Genomic DNA, 17355 nt, shown 5'->3' with positions numbered 1-17355 from the left:
CGACGCTCCAGACCGAGACCCGAGCCACCCGACCCGAACCGCGCTCGACCACACCAGACCCGACCGCCCCCCGCCGCTGGATCCGACGGCTGGCGGCCGAGTGCTGGCGTCACCGCCGACTCGTCCTGATCACGCTTGGGGTGACCGTGGTCGCCGTGGGCGTCGATCTGCTCGCACCGCTGCTCGCGAAGGCCGCGATCGACCACGCGACCGGCGCGGTGCACGACGGGCTCTCGCTTCGGACGATCGTGGTGGCACTGCTCGTCCTCGCGGTCGTCCGTTACGGCTGTCAGTTCGGTCGACGGCTCACCGCGGGTCGCCTCTCGATCAACGTGCAGAACGCGCTGCGCCTCCGGCTGCTCGACACGCTGCTGCACCTGGACGGCAACGCGCAGAACCAGATCCGCACCGGCCAGATCGTGTCGCGGTCGATCTCCGACCTGCAGATCGTGCAGGGGCTGCTCGCGATGGTGCCGTTGTCGGCGGGAGCCGCGGTACAGGTGGTCCTCGCGATCGGGATCATGGCCTACCTGTCCCCGCTGCTCACCTGCGTCGCACTGCTCATCTTCCCGGTGGTGGGATTCGTCGTCTTCCGCACGCGCCGAACGCTGTTCGCCGCCACCTGGTCGGCGCAGCAGGCCGCCGCCGACGTCGCCCAGCATGTCGAGGAGACGGTGACCGGCGTGCGCGTCGTCAAGGGTTTCGGCCAGGAGGAGCGTGCCGTCGACGAGCTGGTCGGCCTCGGCGGCCGACTCTATTCGCTGCGCCTGCGGGCCGGAAAGATCAACGCCCGCTTCACCCCGACGATGGCGGCGATCCCACAGCTCGGCATGGTGGCGGTCATCGCGGTCGGCGGCTACCTCACCATGCACGGCCACATCACCGCCGGGACCTTCCTGGCGTTCGCCACCTACATCGCGTCGATGACCGCGCTGGCGCGGCTGCTCACGAACCTCGTCGTCAGCGCCCAGCTCGCGCGAGCGGCGGTGGACCGGGTATACGACGTGATCGACCATCCCCATGACGCGGCGGAGGCCAACACCGCGACGTTGCCCGACGGTCCGCTCGGGATACGGCTGAGCGGTGTCGGGTTCGCCTTCGGCGACCGCCCGGTGCTCGCCGACGTCGATCTCACGGTCGGGCCGGGCGAGTGCGTCGCCGTGGTCGGGCGCCCGGGGTCGGGCAAGTCCACACTGGCCGACCTCGCCGGCCGCTACTACCGGCCTGGCAGCGGGGTCGTGGAGCTGGTGTCGGCCGACGGCGCTGCGCACCCGGTGGAGGAGCTCGCACCGGACGCCCTGCGCGCCGCGGTCTCCGTCGTCTTCGACGAGCCGTTCCTCTACTCCGACACGATCGCCGCGAACATCGTGCTCGGTCCGACGACGGCCGCCGACGAGGGCGGCGAGCCGTCGGCTCGGCTGATCTCCGCGGCGCAGCGGGCGGACGCGTGGGAGTTCATCGATGCGCTCCCGGACGGATTCGACACCGTCGTCGGCGAGCGCGGACTCACCCTGTCGGGCGGTCAGCGTCAGCGTGTGGCCCTGGCCCGCGCACTGTATACGGAGTCGCGTGTACTCGTGCTCGACGACGCGACATCGGCGGTGGACGCCACCACCGAGGCGCAGATCCTCCGCTCACTGCGCGCCGATCACCGGACGATGCTGCTACTCGCCCACCGTCGGTCGACGCTCACCCTCGCCGATCGGGTCGCCGTGCTGGACGAGGGCCGCATCGTCGACATCGGCACCGTCGCCGAACTCGACGAGCGGTGTGCCCTGTTCCGGTCGCTGATGGCTTCGGGCGATCCGGAGGTGGCCGGTCGAGGGACGACACAGGAGTTGCCCCCGAGCGTCGACCTCGATCGACTGTGGCCCGAGGCGAGCCAGGAGATCTCCACCACCGACACCACGATCCGTCGGCCCGCCACCCCCACCACGGGGCCCGGGGGCGGTGGCGCCAAGGGCGGCAGCGGGATCGGCGGTGCGCTCGGTTCGATGCCCGCCACCCCCGAGCTGCTGGCCGCTGTCGACGCACTGCCGCCCGCCGACGAGGAGCCGCACGTCGACGTCGACGCCGCGCGCACCGAGAGTCGATCGTTCTCCCTGCGTGGACTGCTCACCCCGGTGCGGTGGCTGCTCGTGGCGGCCATCGTCGCGATCGCGATCGACACCGTGGTCGGGCTCGCGTTCCCGACGCTGGCCCGAACCGTCATCGACGCCGCATCACGGACCGACGAGTCGACCCTGTGGTGGGCCACCGCGATCGGCGTGGTGCTCGTGGGTATCGGCTGGATCGGCTCGGGCACCGAGATCCTCTACTCCACCCGGGCCGGCGAACGTGTCCTGTTCGGTTTGCGTGTCCGCAGTTACGCACACCTTCAGCGTCTCGGCCTCGACTACTACGAACGCGAACTCTCGGGCCGGATCATGACGCGGATGACCACGGATGTCGACGCATTGTCGACCTTCCTGCAGACCGGGTTGTCGACGGCCATCGTCGCAGCCTTCACCCTGGTGGGGGTCAGCGTCGCCCTGGTCCTCACCGATCCCCTGCTCGGCGCGATCATGCTCCCGGTCTTTCCCGTCCTGATCATCGCCACGGTGATCTTCCGGCGCATCTCGTCGGTCGCGTACACCCGCTCCCGTGAACTCGTCAGCATCGTCAACGCCGATTTCCAGGAGAACATCGCGGGGATCAAGACGACCCAGACCTACCGCCACACACCGGCGGCCACGGCCAGATTCACCCGTCGTGCGCTCGACTGGGTTCACGCCCGGATGGTGTCGCAACGGGCGATCGCCACCTACTTCCCGTTCATCACCCTGATGTCGGATCTCGCGACGGCGGTCGCGATCGCCGTCGGCGCCCATCAGATCACCACCGGCCAACTGTCGGCGGGCACGTTGGTGGCGTTCGTGCTGTACCTGTCGATGCTGTTCGGACCGGTCCAACAGCTCTCCCAGGTGTTCGACGGATACCAGCAGGCGGTCGTCGGCCTGCGACGCATCTCCGATCTGCTCCGGACCCCGAGCTCACTCGTCCGCCGTGACGACACCGTCGACGTCCCCGCCCACGGGTTCGACGGGCATGCCGCGCTCGACGATGTGGGTTTCCGCTACAGCGGCGCCGACCGTGACGCACTCTCCGGCATCGACCTCACCATCGAACCCGGCACCTCCCTGGCCCTCGTGGGCAAGACCGGCGCGGGCAAGTCGACCATCGTCAAACTCCTCGCCCGCTACTACGACCCGACCACCGGCGCGGTGCGGATGGACGGGACCGACATCCGCGACTTCACGCTGGCCGACTACCGCGGTCGCCTCGGTGTCGTGCCGCAGGAACCGCATCTGTTCACCGGAACCGTGGCCGACAACATCGCGTACGGACGCCCCGGCGCCGACCGGGCCGCGATCGCCGCGGCCGCACACGCCGTCGGGGCCGCGGGCATGATCGCCTCACTCCCGGGAGCGATGAATCATCCGATCGGCGAACGTGGCCAGGGCCTGTCGTCGGGTCAGCGTCAGCTGATCGCGCTGGCACGCGCCGAACTCGTCGAGCCCGACCTGTTGCTCCTCGATGAGGCGACCGCCACGCTCGACCAGGCCACCGAAGCACTGGTCCTCGCCGCCGGCGAGGCGCTGACCCATCGTCGGACATCGGTCATCGTGGCGCACCGCCTGGCCACCGCGGCCCGCGCGGACGTCATCGCGGTGGTCGACGACGGGCGCATCGTGGAGATGGGAACACACGCGGAGTTGCTCACGTTGGGTAAGAGGTACCGCGCGTTCTGGGATGCGGGTGTCGCGCCCGACGCAGACGGTATCGCCACCGCTGGTGACATGCGCCTCAGATGAGCCCGGATGGTGAGGTCAGCCGCACGTCGGGTTCCGCGCGCGCGTAGCATCGGCAGGTGGTTCACCGATAGTCTTCACAAGGGACTTTCCTGGTGACAAGCGACCCGACACCAGAGGGAATTGAGGCGAGATAGCGCTGTGAGCAGTTCGATATCGGATTTCGGACAAAATACGTGGCTGGTCGAGGAGATGTACCAGCAATACAAGAAGGACCCCAAGTCGGTCGACCCGAGTTGGCACGACTTCCTCGCCACCTATGACCCGACGTCGAACGGCTCGTCTGCCGAGGCCTCCGCGGCCTCCGCCAACGGCGGCTCCGCCTCCGCAGCTCCGGCCGCACCCGAGAAGGCCACCCCGGACAAGCCCGCTCCCACCCCCACTGCTCAGGAGACAGCCGCCAAGCCGGCACCGGCCAAGCAGTCCAAGCAGGTGACCCTCGACCAGCAGCCCGCGGCCGCCGCCCCCACCCGCAAGTCCGGTCCGGCCAAGGAATCGACCGCGACGAAGGCCGCCTCCGGTTCCAGCACCGCGAGCCGCGACGGGTCGTCGCGTTCGCAGAACGGCAAGGCCAAGTCGCCGGTGCCCGCCTCCGCACCGACACCGTCGGAAGACGAATCGAAGGTGCTGCGCGGGCCGTCGGCGGCCATCGCGAAGAACATGTCGGCCTCGCTGGAGGTGCCGACCGCGACAAGCGTGCGCGCGATCCCGGCCAAGCTGATGATCGACAACCGCATCGTCATCAACAACCACCTCGCCCGCACCCGCGGCGGGAAGATCAGCTTCACCCACATCCTCGGGTACGCGATCGTCCAGGCCATCAAGGCGTTCCCCAACATGAACCGCCACTTCGCCGAGGTCGAGGGCAAGCCGAATGTCGTCACACCGGCGCACACCAACCTCGGTCTGGCCATCGACCTGGTCGGCAAGGACGGCAACCGCACACTGGTGGTCGCGGCCATCAAGAAGTGCGAGACCATGGGCTTCGCCGAGTTCTACACGGCCTACCAGGACATCGTGCGTCGTGCGCGCGACGGCAAGCTGACCGGCGACGACTTCGCCGGTGTCACCATCTCGCTGACCAACCCGGGCACGATCGGCACCGTGCACTCGGTGCCGCGGCTGATGAAGGGCCAGGGCGCCATCGTCGGCGCCGGTGCGATGGAGTACCCGGCCGAGTTCCAGGGGGCGAGCGACGAGCAGATCGCGAACTTCGGCGTCGGCAAGCTGATGACGCTGACCTCGACCTACGATCACCGCATCATCCAGGGCGCGGAGTCCGGCGACTTCCTGCGGACGATCCACGAACTGCTTCTCGACGACGCGTTCTACGACGAGATCTTCACCGCGTTCCACATCCCCTACGAGCCCATCCGGTGGCGCCGCGACATCCCCGCGGGTTCCGTCGAGAAGAGCACTCGCGTGCTCGAACTCATTGCGGCATACCGTAATCGCGGACACCTGATGGCCGACATCGACCCGTTGATGATGGACAGCGACGCCCGGGCCAGCCATCCGGATCTCGACGTCCTCACCTACGGACTGACCCTCTGGGACCTCGACCGGACGTTCAACGTCGGCGGCTTCCACGGCCAGGAGAAGATGAAGCTGCGCGACGTGCTGTCGATCCTGCGGGATGCGTACTGCCGGCACGTCGGCGTCGAGTACACCCACATCCTCGAGCCCGAGCAGCAGCGCTGGGTCCAGGAGCGGGTCGAGATCAAGCACGTCAAACCGCCTGTCGCCGAACAGAAATACATCCTGTCGAAGCTGAACGCCGCCGAGGCCTTCGAGACGTTCCTGCAGACCAAGTACGTCGGCCAGAAGCGGTTCTCGCTCGAGGGCGCCGAGTCGGTCATCCCGATGATGGACGCCGTGATCGACCAGGGCGCCGAGCACACCCTCAACGAGGTCGTCATCGGGATGCCCCACCGTGGCCGCCTCAACGTGCTCGCCAACATCGTCGGCAAGCCGTACTCCAAGATCTTCACCGAGTTCGAGGGCAATCTGAACCCGTCGCAGGCGCACGGTTCCGGCGACGTCAAGTACCACCTCGGCGCCGAGGGCAAGTACTACCAGATGTTCGGCGACAACGAGATCAACGTCTCGCTCACCGCCAACCCGAGCCATCTCGAGGCCGTCGATCCCGTTCTCGAGGGTCTCGTCCGCGCCAAGCAGGATCTGCTCGACGACGACGACCAGTTCTCCGTGCTCCCGCTCATGCTGCACGGTGACGCGGCGTTCGCCGGCCAGGGCGTGGTCGCCGAGACGCTGAACATGGCGATGCTCCCGGGCTACCGCACCGGCGGCACCATCCACATCGTCGTCAACAACCAGGTCGGATTCACCACCGCCCCTGAGCATTCCCGGTCCACCGAATACTGCACCGACGTCGCGAAGATGATCGGCGCGCCGATCTTCCACGTGAACGGGGACGATCCGGAGGCGTGCGTGTGGGTGGCCAAGATGGCCGTCGACTACCGCCAGGCATTCGGCAAGGACGTCGTCATCGACCTCGTCTGCTTCCGTCGTCGCGGCCACAACGAGGGCGATGACCCGTCGATGACCCAGCCGGCCATGTACGACGTGATCGACACCAAGCGCGGCGTCCGCAAGAGCTACACCGAGGCCCTGATCGGTCGCGGTGACATCTCGACCAAGGAGGCCGAGGACGCCCTGCGCGACTACCAGGGTCAGCTCGAGCGGGTGTTCAACGAGGTCAAGGAACTCGAGAAGTACACCGCCGAACCGAGTCCGTCCGTCGAGTCCGACCAGACGCTGCCGACCAAACTCGTCACCGCGGTCGACAAAGAGGTCCTCGAGTCGATCGGCGACGCCTTCCTGAACACCCCGGACGGCTTCGGACCGCATCCGCGCGTGAAGCCGGTGCTGGAACGCCGCCACGAGATGTCGCGCCACGGCAATGTCGACTGGGCATTCGCCGAGTTGCTGGCCTTCGGGTCGCTGGTCCTCGAGGGACGTACGGTGCGCCTGTCCGGTCAGGATGCGCGCCGAGGCACCTTCACGCAGCGGCATTCGGTGCTCATCGACCGGGTGGACGGCTCGGAGTACACACCGCTCAATCACCTGAAGTCGGTGGACGGTGTCGACAACGGCGGTCAGTTCAAGGTCTACGACTCGCCGCTGTCGGAGTTCGCGGTCGTCGGCTTCGAGTACGGCTACTCCGTCGGCAACCCGGACGCACTCGTGTTGTGGGAGGCGCAGTTCGGCGACTTCGTCAACGGCGCACAGTCGATCATCGACGAGTTCATCTCCTCCGGTGAGGCGAAGTGGGGCCAGCTGTCCGACGTTGTGCTGCTGCTGCCGCACGGCCACGAGGGTCAGGGTCCCGACCACACCTCGGGACGCATCGAACGGTTCCTGCAACTGTGTGCCGAGGGTTCGATGACCGTCGCGTTGCCGTCGACACCGGCGAGCTACTTCCACCTGCTGCGCCGCCACGTCCTCGACGGCATCAGCCGCCCGCTGATCGTCTTCACCCCGAAGTCGATGCTGCGCAACAAGAACGCGGTGAGCCCGATCGAGGAGTTCACCGACGACAAGTTCCGCTCGGTGCTCGACGACCCGCGGTTCGTCAACGGCGCCGACCGCAGCAAGGTCAAGCGGGTGCTCCTGGTCAGCGGCAAGCTCTACTACGAGCTCGCCGCCCGCCGCGACAAGGAGAAGCGCGAGGACATCGCGGTCGTCCGCATCGAGCAGCTCTACCCGGTGCCGCACCGCCGCCTGCGCGACACCCTCGAGCAGTACCCGAACGCCGAGGACTTCCGCTGGGTGCAGGAGGAGCCGGCCAACCAGGGTCCGTGGCCGTTCCTCGGTCTCTGGCTGCCCGAGGTGCTCCCGGACGTGCTCAGCGGTCTTCGCCGTATCTCGCGCCGCGCGATGTCCGCGCCGTCGTCGGGGTCGAGCAAGGTCCACGCGGTCGAGCAGCAGGAGATCCTCGACGAGGCCTTCTCCTGATCTGAAGTCACGATCGGCGGCGGGTGTCCCGAGCGGACACCCGCCGCCGGTGTCTTCCTGCTCTTCGCCGACGGCACCGTGATTCGCGCCGACGGCAACCGGTTCTTCGCCGACGGCAACCTGCTGCTCCTCGATGGCACCGATCAGAAGTAGCCGCCGCGCTTCCTCAAAGCCCGTTCGATCTCCATGACGATCCCCCACGGATCGGTCCTCAGCCGGTCCGCGGTGATGCGGATGATGATCCACCCCAGAGCGCGAAGTCTGGCATCACGCTGCTCGTCGTGCGCCCGCTGCTCCGGACTCGAGTGGAAGTCCTCACCGTCGTACTCGATGGCGATCTTGAGATGTTCGTATGCAAGATCGATTCGGGCGAAAGCTATGTCATCCCCATCGAACACCTCGACCTGGAGGTCGGGTGTCGGTAGATCTCCACGATGCATCAGCAGGCGAACCCAGCCCTCCGGTGGCGACTCGGCGCGCCCGTCGATGAGTGGGATCAGGGCTCGCAATCGCCGAATCCCGCGATATCCGTCGAAGCGCGATGCATAGGCGAGGAGGTCGTCGAGAGCGAATTGGGTCGCCGCGTGCAGATCGTCCAGGTGCCCGAGGGCACGCCAGTCCGGTGCCATCCTGCCGAGATCGAACGCCGTCCTCATGACCGAGGTCACGGCGATTCCGTCGATATGCACGACGTCGCTGGGGGTCAGATCTGCTCGATGCACCTCGCGGCCTCGCCCCGGCCTGTTGCCTGAGCCCGGCGGCCGAAACAGCTCCACCGCGAAATCGCCGTCGTGCCACTTGCCGCCGTGCATGACCTTGGCGGCGACACCGCCGACGACAACCTCGTACGGCGTCGAGTGCACTGTGACCACGATTCGCTGGGAAGGAGCGAGATGACCGTCCCGACCGATGTAGAGGTCGCCGTGGAGTCGCGTAAAGGCCGCCTCGAATTGTTCCGCGGTCAGGTCGCCGCGGCGCAGCGCTTCTTGACGTCGAACGAGGCGTGGGTCGGGGCGTTCCGTATGTCGCTTCATGCATCTTGGACGCGCCGCCTGCACGATCGGTTTCATTCGGGCTGGTGACACTCCACTGTCCAGTGTGAGGACAGGGTTCCCGCCAGCGCTGTTTCGGTTGCCGCCAGCGCTGTTTCGGTTGCCGTCGGCGCTGTTTCGGTTGCCGTCGGCGCTGTTTCGGTGGCCGTCGGCGCTGTTTCGGTGGCCGTCGGCGCTGTTTCGGTGGCCGTCGGCGCTGTTTCGGTGGCCGTCGGCGCTGTTTCGGTTGCCGTCAGCGCTGCTTCGGTTGCCGTCAGCGCTGCTTCGGTGGCTGTCGGCGTCTGACCGATCGGCGCGAGGTCAGGCCTCGACGGCCGACGCCAGCGCGGGCAGCGCCGCGGAGATCAGCGAGAGCAGCTGCTCGCGGGTGATGACGGGTTCGGTGAGCCAGCTGATCGTGGTCTCCTCGACGAACGAGATCCACCCGTGCACGGTCATCTCGACGACGGGCGTGACGTCGATGCCGAGTGCCGGCGCGTGATCGAGGACGCGGGCGGCCATCACCGCGCGGGTCTGGTCGAACACCTCGCGCATCGCCGGATCGGCGCTCGACGACCCGCGCATGAACGCCATGTAGGCCTTGCGATTGTCGCTGACGTAGTCGATGAAAGCCGACATCGAGGCCGACAGCATCGTGATCGGGTCCCCCAGCGACGGGTCGGGTGCCGTGCACTCGAGCATCTCGTCGGCCTGCGCACGCGCGATGGCGACGTGGAAATCCTGCTTGGATTCGAAGTAGTGGAACAGCAGCGCCCTCGAGACCCCGGCGGCCTCGGCGATCGCGTCGATCGACACCTGCTCCAGCGGACGGTCGCGCACCATCGTCAGACCCAGTTCGATCAGCTGGTCCCTGCGTGCTTCCGGGCTCATCCGTGTCCGCTTGGCTGCAGGCGCAGCACCTGGGGTCACCGCCACTGTCCGTGTCCTCTCTGCCGTCGTGCCTGGTGAGCTCCACCGTATGCGCTTATTGATCAGTATTCAACAAGCTATTGACGCCCATTCAGTAGACCTCTATGGTGAGACCATGACAATGATCGATGTACAGATCGCCATCATCGGGGCAGGCTTCTCCGGCCTGGGCGCAGCCATCAAGCTCAAGCAGAACGGGTTCGACGACTTCGTCGTCCTCGATCGGGGCACCGACTTCGGCGGAACCTGGCGCGACAACACCTACCCGGGTGCCGCCTGCGACGTTCCGTCGCACCTGTATTCGTACTCGTTCGCGCACAACCCGCAGTGGTCGCGCTCGTACTCGCATCAGCCCGAGATCCACCGCTACATCAACAAGGTCGCGGCCGAGCACGCCATCGCGGCGAACACGCGCTTCCGCACCGAGGTGAGCAACGCGCAGTGGCACGAGGACGAGCAACGCTGGGTGCTCGACATCGAGCGCGACGGCAACCGGGAGCAGGTCCGCGCCCAGATCATGATCGGCGCGGTGGGTCCGCTCTGCGAACCCAATCTCCCCGACATCGACGGATTCGACTCGTACCAGGGCACCATCGTGCACTCGGCACGCTGGGACAACGACCTCGACGTCTCCGGCAAGCGGGTCGCGGTCATCGGCACCGGCGCGTCGGCCATCCAGCTGGTTCCCGAACTCGCGAAGTCCGCCGGCCGGCTCGACGTCTACCAGCGCACGGCACCGTGGATCGTCCCGCGCACCGAACGACCGTACTCGGCGCCGGAACAGTGGGCGTTCGCCCACGTCCCCGGATACCAGAGCGCCGTCCGCGGCGCGATCTACGCGATGAACGAGGTGACGGCGTTCGGCCTCACCTACTCGCCACGCTCGCTCAAGCCGGTCGAACTCGTGTGTCGCGCCAACATCAACCGTGCCATCAAGGATCCCGAGACCCGCCGCAAGGCCACGCCGACCTTCCAGGTCGGGTGCAAGCGCATCCTGCGCTCCAACGACTGGTACCCCGCCATCGCCCGCCCCAACGTGGACCTGGTCACCGACGGCATCGCACGTGTCACCGAGAACGGCATCGTCACCAGGGACGGCACGGAGCGCGAGGTCGACATCATCGTCGTCGCAACCGGATTCCACGTCACCGACTCACCGGTGTTCGACCGGATCGTCGGCACCGACGGACGCAGCCTCGCCGGGGTGTGGGAAGAGATCGGGATGCAGGGCTACAAGGGCTCCTTCATCAACGGATTCCCGAACATGATGCTGATGATCGGGCCGTCGACCGGACTCGGCCACACCTCGATGGTCTACATGATCGAATCCCAGCTCAACTATCTCGTCGACTACCTGAAGACCGTTCGCGCGCAGGGGATCACCCGCGCCGAGGTCAAGTTCGACGATCAGCGGCGCTACAACGCCGACATCCAGCACAGCTTGCGCAACAGCGTCTGGGTCAACGGCGGATGTTCCTCGTGGTACAAGGACCATCACGGCAACATCACCACGCTGTGGCCCGGGTTCACCTTCAACTTCCGGCGGATCACCAAACAGTTCGACATCGCCGCCTACGATGTGGAACGTCGCGGCGGACGCGCACTCTCGGCGGTCGCCGACCGATCTCACGACTCGGCCGGCGACACGGCCGACGACCGGTCCGCCGGCGTGACCGCCTGAGCCCACCGACCCACTGACCCACCGATCGATCCCAGGAGCATCAGATGAAGGATTTTCGTGACAAGGTCGTCGTGATCACCGGCGCCGGTTCGGGTATGGGCCGCGACCTCGCCGTCAAATTGGGCCGCATGGGTGCCCGGCTGGCGATCTCGGACATGAACCCCGACGGCCTGGCGACCACCGAGAAGCTGGTCACCGATACCGGCGCGCAGGTGCACGCCCAGATCCTCAACGTCGCGGAACGCGAGGCCGTCCTGGAGTATGCCGAGACCGTCGTCGCCCACTACGGCCGGGTCAATGTCGTCTTCAACAACGCCGGCATCGCCCATCACGGCGAGATCGAGCGCACCGAGTTCAAGGACATCGAGCGCGTCATGGATGTCGACTACTGGGGAGTTGTCAACGGCACCAAGGCTTTCCTCCCCCACCTGATCGCCTCCGGTGACGGTCACATCGTCAACACGTCGTCGCTCTTCGGCCTGCTGGCCGAACCCGGCCAGGCCGCCTACAACTCGGCGAAGTTCGCGGTGCGCGGGTTCACCGAGGCACTCAACCAGGAGATGATCCTCGCCAAGCACCCGGTGAAGGTGACCTGCGTCCACCCGGGCGGGATCAAGACGGCGATCGCCCGCAACGCCACCACCTCCGGCGACCACGATCAGAAGAAGTCGGCCGAGTTCTTCGATCGGTACCTGGCTCGCATGACCTCGGAGGATGCCGCCGACGTCATCATCAACGGCGTCCGCAAGAACCGTGCGCGCGTGCTCGTCGGCACCGATGCGAAACTGCTCGACCTGTGGGTGCGGCTGGTCGCCTCGGGCTATCAGGGCATCACCGCGCGGGTGACCGGATGGGCCCTCTCCAAGACGAAATGACGGACTGATCTCGACGCGACGGTTGGCCGATCACAGTCCGTGCTCGGCCAGCCATTCGTTGGCGAGGTCTGCCGGTCGGGCGCCGGCGATGGCCTCGCGTGCGAGGGCGGCGAGGTCCGCCGTGGTCAGTTCACCCGCCACCTTGTTGAGGGTCTTGACCTCGTCCCGCGAGAACGCGGCACTGCGGTAGACCGGCACCAGTTCCTGTGCCCGCGGGCCGGATTCGACGACGGCGGACTCCGCCGACGCAGAAGAAGGAGCCGCGGAGGAAGGTGCCGCAGGAGAAGATGGCACCGAGGACGACTGCGCGACACCGCCCTCGGTGGTCGACTTCTCCGCGGCGGCGAGCGCCCGGATGTCCGACGCCGCATCCTGTTCGTCGTCACCCGCGACGTCGAGGGGGGTGAGGATGCCGATCGCGCGACCGGTCGCGACACGGCCGACCGCATCGCGGACCGAGTCGACCGACTCGGTGGGGCCGAACCGGCAGCCGGCAGCGGCGAATGCGTCCATGGTCGAGGCCTGCGGCGTGCCGACGACGACCACGGGGAGTCCGGCGGGCAGTGTGCCGCAGTCGTCGAGGTCGGTCGCCGTCGTCGCCTCTGCGGTCGATGCCGCGACGAAGATCTGCGGGGTCGCCGACACCATCGTGGCGTCGCCGACCGAGACCCCTTGCGGGAGAGACCTGTTCAGGTCCTTGTACACGTCTTCGGCGGTCGCGGGGGCCAGCTGCGGCGCGAGTTGATCGAGCAGCAGACCGCTGAATGCCGGGAACACGTCGACGCTCGTTGCGTCCATGTCGTCGAGGAGGGTGCGGTAGTCACCGCGCTCGACGGTCGGCGACACCGCGCTCCCGGCGTTGCGCAACGCGCCGGCGTAGATGTGCGCCATCACCGTCATCGTCGGTGTGTCCGGTGCCCCCATGACCAGAGGCCGGTCGGCGGGCGCCGGTTCCGAGCAGCCCGCCACCGTGGCGGCGAGGGCGAAAATCACCAGTATCGCTGTCGCGGCGCGCTTGATCACGCGCACCACAGTACTGTCCCGGAGTCCACGATCATCCCCGCGGTGCTGGTGGCGGACGACCGCGTGCTGGTCATCCCGCGGCGATGAACCCCGCGATCGAATCGGCGATGAGCTGAACGGCGATCGCCGCGAGCAGAAGACCGGCGATCTTGGCGAGAAGGGTGATGCCACCGACGCCGAGAACCCGGATCAGCACGGTCGAGTAGCGCAGCACGATCATCACCACGAGGTGCACGCTGAGGATCGCCGCCGCGATCGCGACATAGCCGCCGGCCTGCCCGGACACGCTGCTCACCTCGACGATGACCGCGGCGATCGCACCCGGTCCGGCGAGCAGGGGCGTACCGAGGGGCACGAGCGCCACGTTGACGTCCTCACTGGCCTGTGGTTTGCCGGCATTGCCCAGCCCGGTGAGCAGTTGCAGCGCGACGAGCAGCAACAGCAGTCCGCCTGCACCCTGCAGGGCGGGGATGCCGATGTGGAGGTAGTTCAGAATCGCCTTCCCGGCGACGGCGAACACGCTGATCACCAGCAGGCTCACCAGCGGCGCCTGCCACGCGGCCCTGCGTCGGTACTCGGGTGAACGGTGGCCGACGAGACTGAGGAACAGTGGGATCTGCCCGGGCGGATCCATGATCACGATCAGCGTGATCAGGGTCGTCGTGTAGACGGTCACGTCGAAGGGCACGCGGTGATCTTACGAGTAGCATCCGTGCTGTGCCCTCGATGCCGCACCTCCGACCCGGCGGTCTCGTCCCCGCGCGACGGGACAAGAGGCCGCTGCCGCGTATCCCGGTGCCGGTGGCCAGGGCGGTCGTGGACTGTGCGGTCTACGTCGACGGCGTCCGGCGTCCCGGGCGTGTCTCCTACCGTGAGGCGCTCCACGAGGTGCGCTCGACCGGCCAGGGGTTCGTCTGGCTGGGACTGCACTCCCCCGACGACGAGCAGATGCAGGGCGTCGGCGAGGTGTTCGGACTGCACGAACTCGTCGTGGAGGACGCGGTGTCGGCCCATCAGCGGCCGAAACTCGAGGTCTACGACGACACCCAGTTCCTGGTGCTGCGCACCGTCAAGTACGTCGAGCACGAGTCGATGGAGAAGGCCAGCGAGGTCGTCGAGACCGGTGAGATCATGGTGTTCACCGGCCCGGACTTCGTCATCACCGTGCGCCATGGCGATCACACCCATCTGTCCGGTGTCCGCCGGCGACTCGAGGCGCGTCCCGAGCGGTTGGCCCTCGGACCCACCGCGGTGCTGCACGCCATCGCCGACCTCGTCGTCGACAGCTATCTGGCCGTGACCGACGACATGGAGACCGACATCGTCGCCATCGAGGAGGCGGTGTTCGGTGCGCAGCGGTGGCTCAACATCGACCCGGTGTACCTGCTCAAGCGGGAGGTCCTCGAACTCCGCCGTGCAGTCACGCCCCTGACCGGGCCGCTGGCCCGACTCACGGCACAGAACCCCTTGGTGCCCAAGGAGATCCGACGCCACTTCCGGGACGTCGCCGATCACCTCACCACGGTGATCGATCGGGTGGTCGAGTACGACGAGGTGCTGACGTCGCTGCTCGGTGCGGCCGCGGCGAAAGTGGGCATCCAGCAGAACAGCGATATGCGCAAGATCTCGGCCTGGGTCGCCATCGGCGCCGTACCGACGATGGTCGCCGGCCTCTACGGCATGAACTTCGACATCCTGCCCGGCATGCACGACCGTCAGGGATTCCTCATCGTGTGCCTTGTCCTGCTGGTCGCCTGCACGTCGCTGGCCGTGGTGTTCCGACGGCATCACTGGCTCTGACCGCGGTCGAGACCTCTCCGGTCAGAGCGTCGCGCCGGCCCGATCCGCCGACATCACGTCGATGCCGGCCTCCCGCCAGGCGTCGCGGAGGGCATCGGCACCCTTGAGGCGCACCCAGGCCGCCTCGTTGGCCGTGATGGGCACAGCGCGAAGGAACCGGACGGGCTCACGCGGTTCGTCGAGCGACACCTCACCGAGGTCGTCGTCCTCCAACAGCACGGCGGTGCACATCGCGTCGTCCCAGAGCGGCTCGGACAGGTCGACGAGCGCGTCGTCGGCGAGGACGAGCCCTTCCACCGCCGGCGCCGCGGCCAGCGTCGCCATGCGTCGATGCAGCCCGGGCAGGGCGCTACCGCCGTGCATGCGCACGACCAGTTCCGCGCGCGGGCCGAGAAGTGGGTCGGCGTGCAGGTCCGACGGGTCCGCCATGGGGTGCCGCGAACAGCCGACGGTGACGTAGACGACGTCGTCGCCGGAGGCGAACCGCAGGACGTCGATCGGCTCCACGCCGAGGAAGGTCACCGACGCCCGCTGCGGCGTACTCGCCAGGGTCGCGGCGAGATGGTCGTCGATCCGACCGGTCACCTCATCGCTCACGCGTCCACCGTAGTCGCCGCGCCGTCGCGGGCCGTAATCTGGCAGTCGTGGTGCGTGTGCTGGCGGTCGCGGACGAGGTCGTGGACTCACTGACCTTCGGGGTCGGCATCGACGCGCGTCCGGACGTCATCCTCGGGGCCGGCGACCTCCCGTTCGAGTACCTCGAGGTCCTCTCGACCCTGTGCGACGCACCGTGCGTGTTCGTGCCGGGCAACCACGACCGCGACCTGTCCGGGTACCGACACGGACGTGCCGGATGGTTGCGCGCCGGGCTGCCCAGCGAGGAACCCGGCCCGCGCGGAGCGATCAACGCCGACCGCCGCACCGTCGAGGTGGCGGGGCTGAGCATCAGCGGCCTCGGCGGGTGCCGGCGCTACAACGAGGGCCCCAACCAGTACACCGACGTCCAGCAACGTCTGCGGTCGTGGCGGTTGACCTGTGGCCGCCCGTCACCCGACATCCTGCTGACCCACAGCCCGGCCCGCGGCGTCGGCGACGGCGACGACCGGCCGCATCGTGGGTTCGACTGCTATCACGGACTCGTCCGCTCGCTGCAGCCCACCCTCCTCGTGCACGGGCACGTCCATCCGTTCGGCATGCGTCCGCGCGACATGATGATCGGCGACGAGACCATCTCGATGAACGTCGTCGGCTACTGCCAGTTCGACATCGAACCCGGCTCCCGGGAGTTCCGGATCGTGAGGCGACGACATGGCGCGTGACACCGGATTCCCTTCTGCGGACGCGGAGAACGATTTCGCGCGGATGCGCCGTCACGCCGAGATGTCGCGCCTCCTCGCGTGGTTCACCCGCCAGCCCGCCGACGTCAACACGATCCTCCCGTTCGACGAGGTCGTCGCCGCGCTCGGCCGGTTGGGCGAGACCTATCTGGGACTGCAGCAGGTCGAGGTGTCCTCGATCGTCGGAAGTGTGGACCGCACCAAGGATTTCGATCGCTACTTCCGGCCGACGTCGTCGCGCATCCGCGCCCGGTGGCAGCGTCTGGCCGTCGCGCAACGCCGCGGTGAATCGGTGCCTCCGGTGCAGCTGTACCGAATCGGATCGATGCACTTCGTGATCGACGGGCACCATCGGGTGTCGATCGCGATCGCGCGTCATTTCCACCACATCGACGCCTATGTGACGGAGATCCACACGCGTATCTCGCCGGACGGCATCAACGTCGAGTCGGACCTGATCCTCAAGGATCACCGTCGGCTCTTCCTGTCTCGGGTGCCGCTGAGCGGCGCGCAGGCCGCCGCCATCCGGCTCGCCGATCCGTTCGACTACGCCGAACTCGCGGAGAACGTGGAGGCGTGGGGTTTTCGGCTGAGTCAAGAGGTCGGCGAGTACATCAGTCGCGTCGACGTCGCCCGCCGATGGTTCGGCGAGGAGTTCCTCCCGGTCGTGCGCATGGCCCGGCGTGCCGAGATCCGGCCGGATCTGATCAGCGACGCCGAGCTCTACATGTGGCTGGCGTGCGAGCGCTATCGGCTTGTGCGCAAACACATCTGGGATGACGAGATCCTCAAGGAACTCCACGACCAGGGCCGGCGCCGCCGTCGGTGACCCGGCACGAACCGAGCACG

The 17355-nt window shown here is 67.5% G+C and carries 13 protein-coding genes; 8 read left to right on the top strand and 5 right to left on the bottom strand.

Features of this window, described 5'->3' with window-relative positions; all coding sequences use genetic code 11:
- Nucleotides 1-80: 80 nt before the first annotated feature.
- Nucleotides 81-3854 carry an ABC transporter ATP-binding protein gene (locus tag EEB19_RS20345; protein ID WP_262365816.1) on the top strand — a complete coding sequence of 1258 codons (3774 nt, stop codon included), beginning with the start codon at nucleotides 81-83 and terminating at the stop codon, nucleotides 3852-3854.
- A 138-nt stretch (nucleotides 3855-3992) separates the two neighbouring features.
- Nucleotides 3993-7829, top strand: coding sequence for a multifunctional oxoglutarate decarboxylase/oxoglutarate dehydrogenase thiamine pyrophosphate-binding subunit/dihydrolipoyllysine-residue succinyltransferase subunit (locus tag EEB19_RS20340; RefSeq protein WP_187589176.1), 3837 nt, complete (start codon nucleotides 3993-3995; stop codon nucleotides 7827-7829).
- Nucleotides 7830-7972: 143 nt separating this feature from the next.
- On the opposite strand, the gene EEB19_RS20335 is transcribed toward EEB19_RS20340, so the two are convergent.
- Nucleotides 7973-8701: an endonuclease domain-containing protein gene (locus EEB19_RS20335; protein ID WP_262365810.1), complete on the bottom strand. Its 729-nt coding sequence runs from the start codon at nucleotides 8699-8701 to the stop codon at nucleotides 7973-7975.
- Nucleotides 8702-8722: 21 nt separating this feature from the next.
- Here EEB19_RS20335 and EEB19_RS27050 point away from each other — a divergent pair, with 21 nt between their 5' ends.
- Entirely contained in the window at nucleotides 8723-8911 is a 189-nt protein-coding gene (locus EEB19_RS27050) for a hypothetical protein (protein ID WP_262365809.1), read from the top strand.
- A gap of 270 nt (nucleotides 8912-9181) precedes the next feature.
- Here the strand turns inward: EEB19_RS27050 and EEB19_RS20330 are convergent, their stop codons facing one another.
- Nucleotides 9182-9751 (bottom strand): TetR/AcrR family transcriptional regulator, encoded by a 570-nt coding sequence (locus EEB19_RS20330; RefSeq protein WP_187589174.1) that lies wholly within the window; start codon nucleotides 9749-9751, stop codon nucleotides 9182-9184.
- Between the two features lie 154 nt (nucleotides 9752-9905).
- Here EEB19_RS20330 and EEB19_RS20325 point away from each other — a divergent pair, with 154 nt between their 5' ends.
- Entirely contained in the window at nucleotides 9906-11471 is a 1566-nt protein-coding gene (locus EEB19_RS20325) for an NAD(P)/FAD-dependent oxidoreductase (RefSeq protein WP_187589173.1), read from the top strand.
- A gap of 44 nt (nucleotides 11472-11515) precedes the next feature.
- Nucleotides 11516-12346 carry an SDR family oxidoreductase gene (locus EEB19_RS20320; protein ID WP_187589172.1) on the top strand — a complete coding sequence of 277 codons (831 nt, stop codon included), beginning with the start codon at nucleotides 11516-11518 and terminating at the stop codon, nucleotides 12344-12346.
- 30 nt (nucleotides 12347-12376) lie between these two features.
- Here the strand turns inward: EEB19_RS20320 and EEB19_RS20315 are convergent, their stop codons facing one another.
- On the bottom strand, nucleotides 12377-13369 hold the full coding sequence (locus tag EEB19_RS20315) for a glycine betaine ABC transporter substrate-binding protein (protein ID WP_262365808.1): 993 nt from the start codon (nucleotides 13367-13369) through the stop codon (nucleotides 12377-12379).
- Between the two features lie 70 nt (nucleotides 13370-13439).
- A complete protein-coding gene (locus EEB19_RS20310) occupies nucleotides 13440-14057 on the bottom strand; it encodes a MarC family protein (RefSeq protein ID WP_187589171.1) in 618 nt (205 codons plus the stop codon).
- Nucleotides 14058-14095: 38 nt separating this feature from the next.
- On the opposite strand from EEB19_RS20310, the gene EEB19_RS20305 reads away from it, so the two are divergent.
- Nucleotides 14096-15169, top strand: coding sequence for a magnesium and cobalt transport protein CorA (locus tag EEB19_RS20305; RefSeq protein WP_187589218.1), 1074 nt, complete (start codon nucleotides 14096-14098; stop codon nucleotides 15167-15169).
- Between the two features lie 21 nt (nucleotides 15170-15190).
- On the opposite strand, the gene EEB19_RS20300 is transcribed toward EEB19_RS20305, so the two are convergent.
- Complete coding sequence (locus EEB19_RS20300; RefSeq protein ID WP_187589170.1) at nucleotides 15191-15766, bottom strand: suppressor of fused domain protein; 576 nt, start codon at nucleotides 15764-15766, stop codon at nucleotides 15191-15193.
- 47 nt (nucleotides 15767-15813) lie between these two features.
- Here EEB19_RS20300 and EEB19_RS20295 point away from each other — a divergent pair, with 47 nt between their 5' ends.
- Nucleotides 15814-16488 (top strand): metallophosphoesterase, encoded by a 675-nt coding sequence (locus EEB19_RS20295; RefSeq protein WP_187589169.1) that lies wholly within the window; start codon nucleotides 15814-15816, stop codon nucleotides 16486-16488.
- Nucleotides 16478-17335 (top strand): chromosome partitioning protein ParB, encoded by an 858-nt coding sequence (locus EEB19_RS20290; RefSeq protein WP_187589168.1) that lies wholly within the window; start codon nucleotides 16478-16480, stop codon nucleotides 17333-17335. Before EEB19_RS20295 ends, EEB19_RS20290 begins: the two co-directional genes overlap by 11 nt.
- Nucleotides 17336-17355: the final 20 nt, after the last annotated feature.

The organism is Gordonia sp. OPL2 (genome assembly GCF_003797825.1).
In the GTDB taxonomy this organism is placed as follows: Bacteria; Actinomycetota; Actinomycetes; order Mycobacteriales; family Mycobacteriaceae; genus Gordonia.
Note: the sequence above shows the minus strand (reverse complement) of the source record. Positions and strands in the feature narration are given on the sequence as shown.